Origin of the sequence: Candidatus Poriferisodalis sp. (assembly GCF_965262965.1) — a bacterium.
In the GTDB taxonomy this organism is placed as follows: Bacteria; Actinomycetota; Acidimicrobiia; order Acidimicrobiales; family Poriferisodalaceae; genus Poriferisodalis.
In genome coordinates, this window is record NZ_OZ253573.1 from 2,758,320 (window position 1) to 2,772,389 (window position 14,070).

The window sequence follows — 14,070 nt, forward strand, 5'->3', positions numbered from 1 at the left end:
CAAACGGACATCCAGCCCTCGCCGCACGATCTGTCCGAATCTGTCCGGTTCCGCGAGCGGCAATTTTCGGTGGAGCTTCTTGAAACAGAATCGTCAGCATTCACGAGTGGAATTCGGCTGCGAATGTGCGAATATGGCACAGTGAAGAGCGAGCCTATGGCTGACCTGGGCACCCGAGTTGCTGAGGCGCGCGAACTCGCGGGCATGACGCAGTCTGATCTGGGTACAGCGATAAATTTGGATCGCACCGCGATTACCAAGATTGAAGCGGGCAAGCGAAACGTGGGGGCGGTCGAGCTCGTCCGCCTCGCCGACATCCTCCGCCGTCCCGTGGACTGGTTCTTCAGCGAGTCGCCACCGGCGGTGGTGAGCAGGCGCGCAGATCCCAACGTCCGTGGGGTGTCGGCGCTCCTTGATGCACGCGTCGACTGGATCGCCCGCGACATCGACTACTTGCGTCAGGTGGGTGAGCTACCCAGGTTCGAACGTTTCGTCTTCGTCCCGCCAGAGTCCGTTGAAGACGCAGAGCAAGCGGCGTCCGCGCTGCGTCGACACCTCGACCAACCCACTGGTCCGCTGCTCGATCTTCAGTTTCATGCTGAGCGGATCGGCCTGTTTGCCTTCTCGCTCGATCTTGGGCCCAAGGGAGGAGATGCCGCATACGTCGCCCTCGAAGATGTCGGAGTGGCTGTCATCAACGGCAAGCAGGAACCGGGCCGCCGCCGCTTCAATCTCGCTCACGAGATCGGCCACCACGTCTTCCAAGACGCCTACGCTCCCGAAGTTGGCGTTTCGCCTCAGGACGACACAGAGCGTCTGATTAATGCATTTGCGATCCATTTGCTGCTGCCCATCGACGATGCGCGCGGTTTGCTCGAGGAGTTTGGGCCGGACATGCGGCTCGCCGCAGTAGCGGCGGGGGTGCGGTATCGCATGAGCTGGACGGCTGTGTGTGCCCAATTGCGCAACGGCGGTCTCGTTGATGCGGGTACCTATGAGGACTTGGTGAGTCGATCGCCTTCACGCGTCGATTACATCGAGCTCGGCGAGCAGTGGCAACCAGAAATGGAGGCTCCCGCCGTTCCTCCCAAGTACGGACGACGTGTGCTCTCTGCGTACAGACGCCGCAAGCTCACTGCGGAACGCGCTACTGAACTCTTGTGGGACACACTGGCCATGTCGGAGCTGCCAGCCCAAGTTGAGTTGGCGGTGGAGGCCTATCGACGGGAGTTCGGGTCCGTCGAGTGACGCAGACCTTGGTGTTCGACACCACCACGCCGAACTATTTCACGCTCACAGGCAGGTTGGAACTCCTTGAGCAACTCTGTGCGTCATTCCGCTGTGTGACCCCTTCGGAAGTGATCGGCGAGCTTGCCGCCGGCACTGTCGCGCATCCTGAACTCCGAGCCGCGGGTATGTATCTGCCCAAAGACAGCATCGGTCTCATCGCATGACGTTCACCGAAGCGGTGCCTCAGACATCGACATAGTCGTTGCACCGCCGCGACTCTTCGTGCGTCGGACATGGACGGACATCGACAGACCGGCCTAAAGGTGTCCCCCGGAGGCCTGTCACTCCCGAAGGGCCCTGCGGAGAGATCAGGTCTCGTCGGCGTCGGAGGTTGCAGTGGCTCGCCGATTGCGGCGGCGGCGGAGCCACCACCAGGCTGCGGCGATGAGGACGGCGATGATTGGCAGGAACGGCAGCAGCGCCGCGATCACCAGCATTACGGCGTTGCCGATTGCCAACAGAGCGCTGGCACCGCCGCTCAGCGCATCCCCGAAGCCCGGCGGGGAATCGTCTTCCTCGACGTACAGGTACAGATCTGCGTTGCGAGCCAGTTGTGCCAGCTCGTCGCCGGCGTCGGTCACCGGCACGGCGCGTACCTGTACATCGATTTCGAGACCGCGGGTAGCGACACGGCCGGCAATGCGGCCTTCGCTGACAGGCTCGGTGAGGGTCGTGACCGCGCGGGCGCCAGGCTCGAGGCGTTCAATGTCGGTGCCCCCGGCCACCAGATCACCCATGGAGAAGCGAAGTGCATCCGAGCTGAGGCGCACGTCGGTGAGCGTCGTTTCGCCTTTGTTCTCCAGCTCGAAGCAGAACTTCACGTCGCCTTCGGGCGGTGCCGTCAGTTCGGTGAACCCGAGGCAGGGGTCCTCGTCACCGGCGCTCAGCCACGCCCGCATCGCCAGCGCAGACGTGGGCACTGCCGCGGCAGCCTCGTCGATGTTCAACGTGATCGTGGCCAGGTCGACTCGATCCCGCAGCGATCGCAGCTGGCCCCGAAGCCGTTCGAGGTTGGTTTCGCGGTCGGAGAGCTCGCGTTCGAGCTCGGCGACGCCTTTCGCGTCTTCAGCCCGGCTGAGGAACTCGCGCAGCCGGTCCACGCTGATCTCTGCGGTGCCGATGCGGCTGCCGAGGTCGACGACAATGTCGGTGACGTCCTCAGCGCTCACGTTCTGCTCCATCAGCTCGCCGACGCCCGAGAGACGCTCAAGTGCCGCGGCAAACTTCTCGGGACGGACTTTGAACGTCAGCGTCGTGTGCGCACGGCCCCGGGTGGAGGTCTGCTGGGCGAACGTGAAGCCGCCCACGCTCTCGATGATGGATGTCGCCTCGGCGGCTGCAGCGGAGACATCGATCGCTTCCACCGAGATCCAGGCGGTGTAGATGATGTCGCGCCCCAAATCGGCGGGAACAGCGGGCGTGCCGCCCGAAGCCGTGGCGCTGTCTGATTCGGTTTGACGCACTGTTGCGGATTCCGCACTAGCGGCCGCCCCGCCGAGGGACATCTCCTCGTCGGCCATGTCGAGGTCGCCCTCTTCCGACATGAACTCCATTTCGCTAGCCGGCTCGTCGGCGACCGCGCCCGCCGTTGCGAACGCTTCGGAGTCGCCGCTGTCGTCGGAACCGGCCCCGATGCATGCGGTGCTTGCCAGCAGCACGACCGCAGCGACAGCAAGCCATCGCCACCGGCCGGCGACGGTTGGACGAGGTCTCGGGTGCGCAGTGGCGGTCATGGCGTCTCCTGATGCTGAGTGGTGCGGGACCCGTTGGCCCCGCGTCGTGCGTCCGCCGCAGTTGGTGTCAGCGGAAGGCCGGGATGTTGGTGATTTGCTGGCCGAGGATCAGGCCGTGGATTTCTTCGGTGCCCTCATAGGTCATGACCGATTCCATGTTCGCTGCATGGCGCATCGGCGCATATTCGGTGGAGACCCCGTTGGCGCCCATCATCGCCCGGGCGGTGCGGGCCACATCGATGGCGACGCGACAGTTGTGCCGCTTCGCCATCGAGATGTGATGCGGGCGCAGCCGGTGCTGGTCCTTGAGCTGGCCCAGCCGCATGGCCTGGAGGTTCGCGTTGGTGATCGAGGTAAGCATGTCGGCGAACTTGATCTGGCTGATCTGGAAGCCGGCGAGCGGCTTGCCGAATTGCGGTCGCCCCAGCTGGTACTCGAGCGCCTGCTCGTAGCAGCAGCGCGCAACGCCGACCGCTCCGAAGGCAATGCCGAAGCGGGCCTCTGACAGGCAGCTCAGCGGTGCGCCGATGCTGAGCGCATCCGGCAGCCGCATCGACTCGGGCACCTCGACGTCGTCCATGTAGAACTCACCGGTCACCGAGGCGCGTAGCGACAGCTTGTTCTGGATCTTGCGAGCTTCGAAGCCGTGCGAGTCGGTGGGCACCAGAAAGCCTCGGAAGCCGTCATCGGTGTTTGCCCACACGATGGCCAAGTCGGCGAGTCCGGCGTTGGTGATCCAGCGCTTGGCGCCGTTGAGCACCCAGGTGTCGCCGTGGCGCACGGCCCGGGCGATCATCGAAGTCGGGTCGGAGCCGTGGTCGGGCTCGGTCAGGCCGAAGCAGCCGATGCTCTCGCCCGCTGCCATGCGCGGCAGCCATTGTTCCTTCTGCTCGGTAGAGCCGTAGCGCCAGATGGGGAACATGCACAGCGATCCCTGCACCGACACGAAGCTGCGCAGCCCGCTGTCGCCGGCTTCGAGCTCGCGGCAGGCAACGCCGTACGCGGTTCCCGAAGAGCCGACGCAGCCGTAGCCGTCGAGGTGCATGCCCAACAGGCCCATGTCGGCGATGGTGGGGATCAACTCAGAGGGGAACGTGCCCGCCTCGAAATGGTCGCCGACGATCGGGTCGAACTCCTTGGCCACGAACGTCGCGACCGTGTCGCGGATCATGGCCTCCTCGTCGGTGAGGAACTCGTCCATCTCGTAGAAGTCCGACAGCGAGGCAGGCGTTTGGCTCATAGAGCCATACTGTCGCGCCACGCTGCCCCTGGACCAGTCAGCGCCGTCCATCGTTGCCAAAGCGACACGTTGCTGTCATGTGATCCCGTCATGTGCGGGGTCCGTCCTGTGGCTGTGGTGCGAAGGGCGGCTCGGGGCAGGTCGAAGTACTGTGCGCTGCTATGTCCGATACCCCGCAGGTGATTCCGCTGCCGACCGGCGACCGGCTGTATTTCCGGCAGCTGCTGTCGGGCCAGGACTTCGCCACGAGCGATCCGATCGCGCGCCAGATGGTGAACTTCGCCTACCTCATCGGCGACCGGGTGACCCGTGAGGCCGTGGTGGTCGACCCGGCGTACGCGGTGGATGACCTGTTGGACATTCTCGAAGCCGACGACATGGTGCTCACCGGGGTGCTGGCCACACACTTCCATGCCGATCACGTGGGCGGGGACATGATGGGCTACAGCATCGAAGGCGTGGCTCAGCTGCTCGAACGACAGGGCACGAAAATTCACCTGCAGGCGCCTGAAGCCGAGCTGGTGCGCAAGACCACGGGCATCTCTGCCAGCGACATGGAGCTGCACGCGCCCGGCGACATCGTGTCGGTGGGGGCCATCGACATCGAGCTGCTTCACACGCCCGGCCACACGCCCGGCAGCCAGTGCTTCCTGGTGGAGGGCGCGCTGGTGGCGGGGGACACACTGTTTCTCGACGGCTGCGGTCGCATGGACCTGCCGGGCAGCGACCCTGCGGCGATGTACCGCTCGCTTCACGACACGCTGTCCAAGGTGCCCGACGACACGGTGCTGTTTCCTGGGCACCGGTACTCGTTTGAGCCCAGCGCCACGATGGGCCACACACGCCAGATGAACTACGTGTTCAAGCCGTCCAGCGAGGCGCAGTGGCTGATGATGTTCGGGCAGGGCTGATGCACGGTTCTGTGCCGAGGGTGCGGTGGTGGCGCAGTGGCTGATGATGTTCGGGCAGGGCTGATGCACGGTTCTGTGCCGAGGGTGCGGTGGTGGCGCAGTGGCTGATGATGTTCGGGCAGGGCTGATGGCTGTGACTGCATCGATGCCGCCCATCGTGGCGGCGGCCGACATTGCAGGCCGCGACGACATTGTGCTGTGCGACGTTCGCTGGTACCTCGACGGACGCTCGGGGCTCGACGCCTATCTGGCGGGTCACATCGCCGGGGCGATCTGGGTGGATCTCGACGCGCACCTCTCGGCGCACGGCGCTCCCGAACACGGCCGACATCCGCTGCCGAGCGCCCAGAGCTTTGCGGACTCGCTGGGCAGCCTCGGCATTGGGCCCGCCGACACCGTTGTGGCCTACGACGACCAGAACGGACTGCCCGCCAGCCGGCTCGTATGGATGCTGCGCGTCCTCGGCCACGATGCGGCGCTGCTCAATGGCGGCCTGCAGGCGTGGCCCGGCCCTACCTCGACTGAGCCGAGCCACCGCGCGCCGATGATGTGCCCGGTGCGCGACTGGCCCGATGGCGCGTTCGTTGACATCGATGCAGCGGCCACAGCCGGTGCCAGTCCGAACGCAGTTCTCATCGATGCCCGCGGCGCGGATCGCTACCGGGGAGAGACTGAGCCCATCGACGCTCGACCAGGGCACATCCCCGGCGCGGCCAACGTGCCGTTCGCCGACAACTTCGATGCCGACGGCTTCTTCGCCGACACAGCGACGCTGCGAGCCCGCTACGAGTCCGAAGGTGTCGCGGCGGCTGACGACACGATCATCTATTGCGGATCGGGTGTCAGCGCCTGCACCGACGCGCTTGCCATGGAGCACAGCGGTCTGGGTCGCCCGCGGGTGTATGTCGGGTCATGGTCCCAGTGGAGCCACACTGATAGGCCCGCCGCGACCGCGAGCTGAAGCAGTCTGAGAGCGTCTCTCGGACTCGGACGGCCTGAACTGTCAGACCGGCGATCCACGCGGCGGACCGGCCGACGCGAATCGGGTGTCGGGCGGGTCTTGCGCCCATGGCGCCGTCTGGTCCCAGCTGTCCTCGTAGACCAGCTCGCGCAGCGGCCGTCGGCGCACCGGACCATGCCGGCCAGCCGGTTTGCCCAACGGGATCGTGGCGTGCACAGCCACGCCCTCGGGAATGCCGACCACCTCTCGCAGCTCGTCTTCGCAGTCACGGTGCCAGCCGGTGATCACGCCGCCGTAGCCCAACGCACGCGCGGCGAGCAGCAGGTTCTGCACTGCCGGATACACCGATGCACCCTCGGCGTGGGTGGGCTTGCGGTAGCGCACCAGGCACGCCAGGACCACCACGGGCGTCTCTTCGAAATGGTCCACGAAGTGCTGCATCGTTCGGGCCATGCGGGCTTTGCGGGAGTCGTCGGTGGCGCCGGAGCCCTCCGTATAGCCATCGCCGGAGCGCTTCGAGTTCCAGCCCGCTCGGAACGTCTCGCCTAACAGCGCCTTCGCCTTGCGGGCCACAGGCCCGTCGCGCAGCACCACGAAGCGGAACATCTGCCGGTTCGACCCGCTCGGCGCCCGACTGGCGTGCCACAGAATCGAGGCCAGATCCTCATCCGGAATGGGATCGGGCAGATAGCGCCGGATGGACCGAGTCGTGGCCAGGCCCGCAAGCAACCCAATCGGTTCGTCGGCTCCTTCGGTGCCGCCGGATCGCTGATCGTCGTCGGTCATCTTGGCTGTCTCTGCTGTCCACCAGCCCATTGGCCGAAGCCCGTCAACCCCATTGCGTCAATCGTTGCGTGCACTGTCAACGGTTGCCCTGTGTCTCGTTCAGGAAGTCCACCAGTTTCACGATGGCGTTCTCGGTGACCGCGCCGACCACTCGGCCCCCGCTGTCCACCACCGGGTACAGCTCGATGTCAGCGTCCGCCATTGCCTCGGTGACCTCGCGCAGCGTCCACGACGGGCGCGCCGGCTCGATATCGGTTTCCATCACTTCGCCGCAGGTCACCGTCATCCAGTCGTTGCGATCTACCTCGCGGGTGTCGCTCAGCCTGATGACGCCCATGAAGTTCCTGTCGGGTCCGACAACGGCGGCCTCGAGCTGCTTGCGAGGAAGGGCGATGCCCCACACGAATTCCGAGATCGGAGCGTCGGCTGCCACGGTGGGCACATCTGTGGCCATGGCTGAGTTCACGGGCATCTCCAGGCGGCGTTCAAGGTGTCCGGTGCGGCTGTCGCGCTGGTACTGCGACACCGACGAACTGCCGATAAGCACCTGCGACACGGCCACGGCGATCAACGCAGGCACGACGAATGCCGGCGCACCCGTCGACTCGGCGACGAACATCACCGCGGCGAGCGGCGTGCGATAGCCCGCCGCCAGGAATGCCGCCACGCCGATGAACGGGAAGAACGCCAGCGACTCGGGCCCCAGCTCGATCCATCCGCCCACCATCCGACCGATGATCAGGCCGAACACTGCCAGCGGGATGAACACGCCGCCCACACCGCCCGAGGCGATCACGGTGGAGGTGGCCACGACGCGCACCGCCAGCAACGTCCCCAGCAGCGCTAGTGATTCTTCAGGGTTCAGCACCCACGTCAGCAGCTGTCCTTCGGCTGTGGGGCCGAGCGACAGCGGGGCGTCGAACAGGAAATCGCTTGCCAGTGCGAGGCCCGACAGCACGACGCCGCCGACGAGTGCGAGCAGCCACCATGGTCGCTCGGACTCGTGCAGCCGCTTGGAGGCACCGACGATGCGGCTGAACGCTGCCGCTGCCAGACCGCAGAGGGCGCCGACCACTGCGGCGCCAACCAGTTCCCGGTATCCGAAGCGGACACGCACCATGTCGGTCCCGACATCGAACGGCAGGTCATCGAAGCCGGTGACCAGCACGTACACCACGTAGCTCGAGGCGCTCGACAGCAGCGCCGGCAGCAGCGCTCGCCGTCCCAGATCGCTGCGGTACGGCGCTTCGAGCGCGAAGAGCACGCCCGTGGCCGGCGCTTGGAAGATGGCGCTGACGCCGGCTGCGGCTCCAGCCACCAGCAGCGCGTAGCCCTCGCGGTTGCGGTACAGCCTCCGTGCTGCGCGCTGCATTGCACTGCCTGCCGTGGACCCGGCGTAGATGGACGGGCCCTCGAGTCCGACCGCGCCACCCGAGCCCACCGTCAAGATGCCCGCGACCAGCCGGAATGGCAAGTGGCGCAGCTGCATCGGGTAATTGCGGTCGTGGTACGAGCGGATGTACTCCTCCGAGGTGGACGACGGGAGCTGGCGGCCGAAGTACGCCCACCGCAGCACCAGCACCGCAGCCCACAGGCCGAGCGCGGGCGCGGCCACCATCTGCCACGTCGGCAGGTGCAGCACGCGTTCGAGCAGCACCTTCTCGCTCAGCACAGCGACAGCGGCCACGAGCAGGCCGGTGACTACCCCCACGGCGATGTAGGTGGCGAAACGAAGCAGCCGGTTTCTCATGCGGGGCCGCTCGCGCTAGAGGTACCCACACGGCCGCGGCGGGACTGGGGACTCTGTCGGATAGCGGCAGGCACGGTGCAGGTCTAATTCCTTTTCCCAATATGTGTTGCAATTCTGGCCAGTCCGCCGTCGTTGCCGTTCCAGGCGATAGGCCTTCGTCGCCGTACGAGTCTTGGATCAGCGAGCCCCCGGCCGAAAACTCGCAGCCTCTAGGCGTATCGAAAAGCCCTGTATTAGCGTTCGCTCACCTATGGAAAACAATGACGGGTGACGACAATGGAACTCTGGATTCACGCCTTTCCGGCGACGCTGCAGATCAGGGACGTGGCTATCGAGGCCGAACAGGGGGGCTGGGACGGACTCGCGGTTGTCGACACCCAGAACCTCAGCGGTGAGGCATTCATTGCACTGGCGCTTGCCGCCACCGTGACGGAGCGAATCAGCCTCGGGCTCGCCGTCGGAAATTCGGTGACCCGCGTCCCGGCCGTGAATGCTGCCGGTGCCTTGAGCGTGGACCTGATCTCGGGCGGGCGCATGGAGTTCGGCATTGGCCGAGGCGACTCGTGCTTGGTGCATCTCGGTCGCGCACCGGGGCGCCTCGGGCACTTCGAACGTCATCTGAAACAGTTGCAGGCGTATCTGCGAGGCGGCGACGTACCGTTCGACGAGATAGACATCCCGCTCAACCACGCACCTCCGGCCGACGCATTGGAGCTCGCGGAGGGTCCAGGGACCAGCCGCATCGTGTGGGGCCTGCTCGGCGGAGACGCCGCTGCTATCGGCAAGCGCAAGGTTCCTGTCGAGGTGGCAGCGACCGGGCCGAAGGTGATCGGCATCGCCGCAGTCCATGCGGACCGGGTGATGTTCGCCATCGGCGCCGATCCCGAGCGCATCGCTTGGGGAATGGAGGTCGCAAAGGCCGCCCGACGTGACGCCGGCCTCGATCCCGACGGCGTGAAGTTCGGTGCGTACGTGAACATGGCATGTCACCCCGACCTCGACACTGCACGCGACCTGATCAGAGGCCCCATGTCGGTCTTCGCCCGCTTCTCAGTGATGCACGGCGGCACGCCGATTGGGCCGACCTCCGAAGAAACAGCGAAGACGCTGAAAAGGCTGCATGACGTCTACGACATGGGCACTCATTCGCGAAACGAGTCGCCGCAGGCCGCGACGCTCTCGCCCGAGTTCATCGACCGGTTTGGCGTGGTGGGCCCACCGGATCGCTGCATAGCGAAGCTCTCCGAGTTGAGTTCTCTGGGTATCGACAAGGTCCTCCTCGCGGGCCAGTTCAACGAGAACGTCTATGGCTCGCCGGAGGGCACAGCTGCACGCCGGCTCATGGAAACCGAAGTTCTCCCCGTGATGCAGGCTGGCTAGCGACCGGGCACACGACCTGCCGATGACGAAATCACGTGTGCGGAGAGGGTGGGATTCGAACCCACGAACCACCTTGCGGCAGTTACTTCCTTAGCAGGGAAGCGCCTTCAACCGGACTCGGCCACCTCTCCATTCGCAACCAGCCGCTGGGCGGCAGGCGCACCGCAACAAGATAGCCCCGAGCAGAAAGCTTCCGCGATGTCCCCGACGATAAGTTGGCTGGCGGAGGGGTGGCAGAGCGGACGATTGCGACGGTCTTGAAAACCGTTGAGGCGCAAGCCTCCGGGGGTTCGAATCCCCCTCCCTCCGCACGTTGGTCCGCCTGGACCGCCGGGGCTTGTGATGTCGCGAGTCGAGCAAGCCTTGGACAACTTCCGAGTGGTCGTGCTCCACGGTTCTCGGCAATGCGGCAAGTCGACGCTGGCCCGGATGGTTGCCGCAGAGCGTGGCGGCGCGTACGCATCGCTGGACGACGACGCCACCCGGCAGGCCGCTCTGGCCGACCCCCGCAGCTTCCTGCTTGACCAGGACCATCCGCTGGTGGTCGACGAGGTCCAGCGCGGCGGAGACCGGGTCGTGCGGGCCGTCAAGCAGGCTGTCGATGTCGACTCGACGCAGGTGCGCTCATGGCCCCCACGTCGCTCGCTGCGAGCCTCCTGCTGGAGACATTCGTCGTCAACGAGATCGCTCGCAGCCTGTCCGCGTCGAGCGTCGCGCCGCGCTTGCACCACTATCGAGACCACCAACGCCACGAGGTCGACCTCGTGTTAGAACGCTCCGACGGCGCGGTCGCGGCGTTCGAGATCAAGGCAACGACCTCGCCCAGCGTGTCTCAGCTGCGCCACGTGGAGTGGCTGCGCGACCGCATCAACGCCGCTGCTCCGGGCGCATTTCGTGCCGGCATCCTGCTGCACACCGGCGACCAGCGCTACACCGTCGGAGACCGACTCCACATCTGCCCTATCGACACCCTGTGGGCCTAGCTGCAGGCCGAACATCTCGCTGAACTCGGCAGGATGTCGCTGCGGCGAGCGTTGCTCAACGGACGAGGCGACGCAGCGACTTGAGTTGAGGCGCAAGCCTCCGAGGGTTCGAATCCCCCTCGCGCACCGCTGAGGTGTTTCAGGCCAGGGGGCCGGTAGTTGTTTCTACCGTGGGCAGCGAGTCCACCGAAGCCGGCGCGGCCAGGCGCCGGTTCTCGGCGTACAGGGCGGCGCTGTGTACTGGCCGATCATCAGACCGCTGTCCACGCCCGGATCGTCGGCCAGGAAGGGCGGCAGACCACCGGAGCGTTTGGGGTCAGCAGCCGGTCGATACGGCGCTCCGAGATGGCGCCGACCTCGGCAGCGGACGCCTGCTGGCCGGGATGGGGCCGCAGTGCCAACAGGTCAGCGGCCCCGACCATCGTGGGCCCCTCGTCGGTGAGGACTTCCCCGTCGCCGACTAGCGCGAGCGCGTAAACCGGTCGATGGCATGCCACGTACGCTGTTGAATGAGGCGCTGATGGCGAGCGCACGGCCAAGACACAGGAACACGGATTACGAGCGGTTGTTCCGTGATGCGGAAGATCATGGTTGGCGAATCAACAAGACCAAAGGACACTTCGCCATGTACTGTCCTGCGGATTGCGGCAAGCACATCGTGGCGGTGTCCGCAACGCCATCGGACCATCGCAGCTTGCGAAACACGAAAGCGAAAATGGGGAATTGCAAGACGACCAAGGAGTGGGGATGAGAGGACCACGCACTGAGGCGACCTGCAAGATCGGCATCGTGCACGAGGATGAGAGCGGTGCGAGGTCTTTGACCTACGACGAGATGTGCTCGTTCGTTAGCAATGTCATGGAGCACCTGCTCGGAGACGAGCGCGTCATCGACCCCGTGGTGTCCGGGGATGCAAAAGAGGCCAAGATCGAGATCACGTTCGAGTTGCTGCGCCCGGTTGCCATGTCGGAGACCGATGTCGAAGTGTTCGACATTGTTCACGACGCAGGAGCGGCGCTGGGTGCGGAGTGGCGCAACCCGCCGGGTGCGGAAACCGGCCGGCGCACCACGAAGCCGACGCGGTCGACGACGAAATTGACTCGACAGAGCCAGCAAGTACAGGACGCTCGGGAGGCCGTGCCCGCGTAGCCACGGTGGATTTGAACGGGGGAGCTCGGGTGAACTTCCGACTCAACCCGTAGGGAACCGACAGCAGAAATGGGCGCTGACCTGCGCCCACTGGATGCCCCTGCGCACGCTGAGGTGTTTCAGGCCAGGGGGCCGGTAGTTGTTTCTACCTCGGTCACCAGAGCCTCGGCCGCGAGCATCTGTTCGGCTGCGGCGAGTTCGGGCGACAGCCAGCGGTCAGGACCCGGGCCGGGCACCTTGCCCCGCAGCAGGCTGAGCGCAGCGGCCGTTCCCGCCGCGGGCGCCACGGGCGCTCGCAGCTCGATGCCGCGGGCAGCCGTCACCCATTCGATGGCCAGGATGCGGCGCAGGTTGGCGACGACCAAGCGCAGCTTGCGAGCCGCGCCCCAGCCCATGGACACGTGATCCTCCTGCATGGCCGAGGTGGGCAGCGAGTCCACCGCAGCCGGCGCGGCCGTCGGGCAGCACCATCGGATTGTCGATGGCCGAGGCCAGTTCTCGATCGGTCACGTCTGCTGCGAAGTCGAGGGTGTCGCGGGCCGCTCCGTGAACCTGGGGCGTGCACCTGATGGAGTAGGCGTCCTGCACCCGGTCGCCGTCATGGCGGTGGCTGGCCACGATGGGCGACCCGGCCAGCACTGCCCGCAGGTTGGCCGCGCAGGCCTGCTGGCCGGGATGGGGCCACAGCGCCACCAAGTCGGCGACCCTCAGCAGGTCGGCGAGATCGTGGACAGCCAGGCAGAGCATTCCCAGGATCCCGTCGGTGCCGTTGGTAAGAGTCAGGCCCTCTTTCTCAGCGAGGACCAAGGGCTCGATCCCCGCCGCCGACAGGGCCTCGGCCCCGTCAATCGTGCCCCGTCGTCGGTGAGGACTTCGCCTTCGCCGATCAGCACGAGCGCAGCATGGGCCAGCGGCGCAAGGTTGCCGCTGGCTCCCAGTGAGCCGTGTTCGGGCACCGCAGGCACCACGCCCGCGTTGACTAGACCCAGCAGCGATTCCGCAACCTGCGGCCTCGATCCTGAGGCCCCGACGATGCCGCGGGCCGCAGCTATGGCGGACCGGGCGGCGTCGCTGAAGCGAACCTCAGTGCGGTGGCGGGCAACCGCGACGACATCAGAGACAGTGACGCCTGGGCCGTCGAGTACCACCGTCACGCTGTGGAGGCCTCGACGAACGAGAGCGCGCCCGATGTGGCGACGGCCGCTTCGATCACCGCGTCGGCGGCGGTCTGTAGGCGGGTGCCGACGAGCCGCTCCGCCGGACCCAGCACCGACAGAGCCGCTACCGGGCCCTCCAAGCCGTGGACCGGCGCACAGACCGCGGTGACGTCGGACTCGATGGCGCCGGTATTGAACACGGGCGCGGGGCGGGCACCGCGCGCGAGCGGAGCGGCGAGCAGTGCCGCGCCCACCGCGGTGCCGTCGATGGGAACCGACCGGCCCACCCAGCCGACGTGGCGGATGGCCCGACGGCTCTCGACCGTGGCGATATAGACGGCAGCGTCGCCGTCGCGCACTGCCAGGTATGCGGACTCCTCGGTGGCCTCGACCAGTTGTTCGAGCTCCGGCTGGGCTGCCGACCTGAGCCGGGCGTAGGGGCCGGACTGCAACGACGCCAAGGCGGTGCGCACGAATGCAGGGCCCACGGAATAAGAACCGGATCTGTCCTTGACGAGGTAGCCACGGTCGGTCAGAACCCGCAGATGTCGCAGAGCCGTGCTAGCTGGCATGTCCGTCCGGGCGGCTGCCGCAGTCAGGCTGAGTTCGCCGTTGGTAACCACGGCGTCCAGCAGCGACAGCACCCGCTCCGCTGAGCGTGATCTGTGCAGCGGGGCGGCAGCACTTTCAGTAGCTGAAATCTCTTGCTGCATATTGACATCTTAGGCCG

Annotated in this window: 13 protein-coding genes, 2 tRNA genes and 3 pseudogenes; 9 read left to right on the forward strand and 9 right to left on the reverse strand. The window is 66.2% G+C overall.

Features of this window, described 5'->3' with window-relative positions; all coding sequences use genetic code 11:
• The first annotated feature begins 69 nt into the window (after window positions 1–69).
• On the forward strand, window positions 70–1,248 hold the full coding sequence (locus ACQY5K_RS13230) for a helix-turn-helix domain-containing protein (RefSeq protein WP_428116024.1): 1,179 nt from the start codon (window positions 70–72) through the stop codon (window positions 1,246–1,248).
• Entirely contained in the window at window positions 1,245–1,454 is a 210-nt protein-coding gene (locus ACQY5K_RS13235) for a hypothetical protein (protein ID WP_428116027.1), read from the forward strand. Before ACQY5K_RS13230 ends, ACQY5K_RS13235 begins: the two co-directional genes overlap by 4 nt.
• Window positions 1,455–1,598: 144 nt before the next feature.
• Here ACQY5K_RS13235 and ACQY5K_RS13240 read toward each other — a convergent pair whose 3' ends face one another.
• Together ACQY5K_RS13240 and ACQY5K_RS13245 are read right to left on the reverse strand one after the other, a co-directional pair.
• Window positions 1,599–3,023: a DUF4349 domain-containing protein gene (locus ACQY5K_RS13240; protein WP_428116030.1), complete on the reverse strand. Its 1,425-nt coding sequence runs from the start codon at window positions 3,021–3,023 to the stop codon at window positions 1,599–1,601.
• A gap of 67 nt (window positions 3,024–3,090) precedes the next feature.
• The gene (locus tag ACQY5K_RS13245) at window positions 3,091–4,263 is read right to left on the reverse strand and encodes an acyl-CoA dehydrogenase family protein (RefSeq protein WP_428116033.1); all 1,173 of its coding nucleotides are present in this window, start codon (window positions 4,261–4,263) and stop codon (window positions 3,091–3,093) included.
• Between the two features lie 161 nt (window positions 4,264–4,424).
• Here ACQY5K_RS13245 and ACQY5K_RS13250 point away from each other — a divergent pair, with 161 nt between their 5' ends.
• The gene (locus ACQY5K_RS13250; RefSeq protein WP_428116036.1) at window positions 4,425–5,174 is read left to right on the forward strand and encodes an MBL fold metallo-hydrolase; all 750 of its coding nucleotides are present in this window, start codon (window positions 4,425–4,427) and stop codon (window positions 5,172–5,174) included.
• A gap of 100 nt (window positions 5,175–5,274) precedes the next feature.
• Window positions 5,275–6,135: a sulfurtransferase gene (locus ACQY5K_RS13255; protein ID WP_428116039.1), complete on the forward strand. Its 861-nt coding sequence runs from the start codon at window positions 5,275–5,277 to the stop codon at window positions 6,133–6,135.
• A gap of 42 nt (window positions 6,136–6,177) precedes the next feature.
• Here ACQY5K_RS13255 and ACQY5K_RS13260 read toward each other — a convergent pair whose 3' ends face one another.
• Window positions 6,178–6,921, reverse strand: coding sequence for a nitroreductase family protein (locus ACQY5K_RS13260; protein ID WP_428116041.1), 744 nt, complete (start codon window positions 6,919–6,921; stop codon window positions 6,178–6,180).
• Between the two features lie 76 nt (window positions 6,922–6,997).
• Entirely contained in the window at window positions 6,998–8,671 is a 1,674-nt protein-coding gene (locus ACQY5K_RS13265; RefSeq protein WP_428116044.1) for a chloride channel protein, read from the reverse strand.
• A gap of 276 nt (window positions 8,672–8,947) precedes the next feature.
• Here ACQY5K_RS13265 and ACQY5K_RS13270 point away from each other — a divergent pair, with 276 nt between their 5' ends.
• Window positions 8,948–10,051, forward strand: a complete 1,104-nt coding sequence (locus ACQY5K_RS13270; RefSeq protein ID WP_428116047.1) for an LLM class flavin-dependent oxidoreductase — start codon at window positions 8,948–8,950, stop codon at window positions 10,049–10,051.
• Window positions 10,052–10,091: 40 nt separating this feature from the next.
• Here the strand turns inward: ACQY5K_RS13270 and ACQY5K_RS13275 are convergent.
• Window positions 10,092–10,182, reverse strand: a tRNA-Ser gene (locus ACQY5K_RS13275).
• Window positions 10,183–10,275: 93 nt separating this feature from the next.
• On the opposite strand from ACQY5K_RS13275, the gene ACQY5K_RS13280 reads away from it, so the two are divergent.
• The 3 genes and pseudogenes from ACQY5K_RS13280 to ACQY5K_RS13290 all read left to right on the forward strand — a co-directional run bounded on the left by ACQY5K_RS13280 (window position 10,276) and on the right by ACQY5K_RS13290 (window position 11,034).
• Window positions 10,276–10,360 (forward strand) — tRNA-Ser (locus ACQY5K_RS13280).
• A 33-nt stretch (window positions 10,361–10,393) separates the two neighbouring features.
• Window positions 10,394–10,648 (forward strand): annotated as a pseudogene (locus tag ACQY5K_RS13285) (AAA family ATPase); the annotation flags it as partial.
• Window positions 10,649–10,677: 29 nt separating this feature from the next.
• On the forward strand, window positions 10,678–11,034 hold the full coding sequence (locus tag ACQY5K_RS13290; RefSeq protein ID WP_428116050.1) for a DUF4143 domain-containing protein: 357 nt from the start codon (window positions 10,678–10,680) through the stop codon (window positions 11,032–11,034).
• 169 nt (window positions 11,035–11,203) lie between these two features.
• Here ACQY5K_RS13290 and ACQY5K_RS13295 read toward each other — a convergent pair.
• Window positions 11,204–11,447: pseudogene (locus ACQY5K_RS13295) on the reverse strand (aromatic amino acid lyase); the annotation flags it as partial.
• A gap of 334 nt (window positions 11,448–11,781) precedes the next feature.
• Here ACQY5K_RS13295 and ACQY5K_RS13300 point away from each other — a divergent pair.
• On the forward strand, window positions 11,782–12,183 hold the full coding sequence (locus ACQY5K_RS13300) for a hypothetical protein (RefSeq protein WP_428116053.1): 402 nt from the start codon (window positions 11,782–11,784) through the stop codon (window positions 12,181–12,183).
• A gap of 119 nt (window positions 12,184–12,302) precedes the next feature.
• Here the strand turns inward: ACQY5K_RS13300 and ACQY5K_RS13305 are convergent, their stop codons facing one another.
• The 3 genes and pseudogenes from ACQY5K_RS13305 to ACQY5K_RS13315 all read right to left on the reverse strand — a co-directional run bounded on the left by ACQY5K_RS13305 (window position 12,303) and on the right by ACQY5K_RS13315 (window position 14,053).
• The gene (locus ACQY5K_RS13305) at window positions 12,303–12,623 is read right to left on the reverse strand and encodes an aromatic amino acid lyase (protein WP_428116056.1); all 321 of its coding nucleotides are present in this window, start codon (window positions 12,621–12,623) and stop codon (window positions 12,303–12,305) included.
• Window positions 12,624–12,699: 76 nt separating this feature from the next.
• Window positions 12,700–13,337, reverse strand: a pseudogene (locus ACQY5K_RS13310) (aromatic amino acid lyase); the annotation flags it as partial.
• The gene (locus ACQY5K_RS13315) at window positions 13,334–14,053 is read right to left on the reverse strand and encodes an IclR family transcriptional regulator (protein ID WP_428116058.1); all 720 of its coding nucleotides are present in this window, start codon (window positions 14,051–14,053) and stop codon (window positions 13,334–13,336) included. The gene ACQY5K_RS13315 and the pseudogene ACQY5K_RS13310, both read right to left, overlap by 4 nt.
• Window positions 14,054–14,070: the final 17 nt, after the last annotated feature.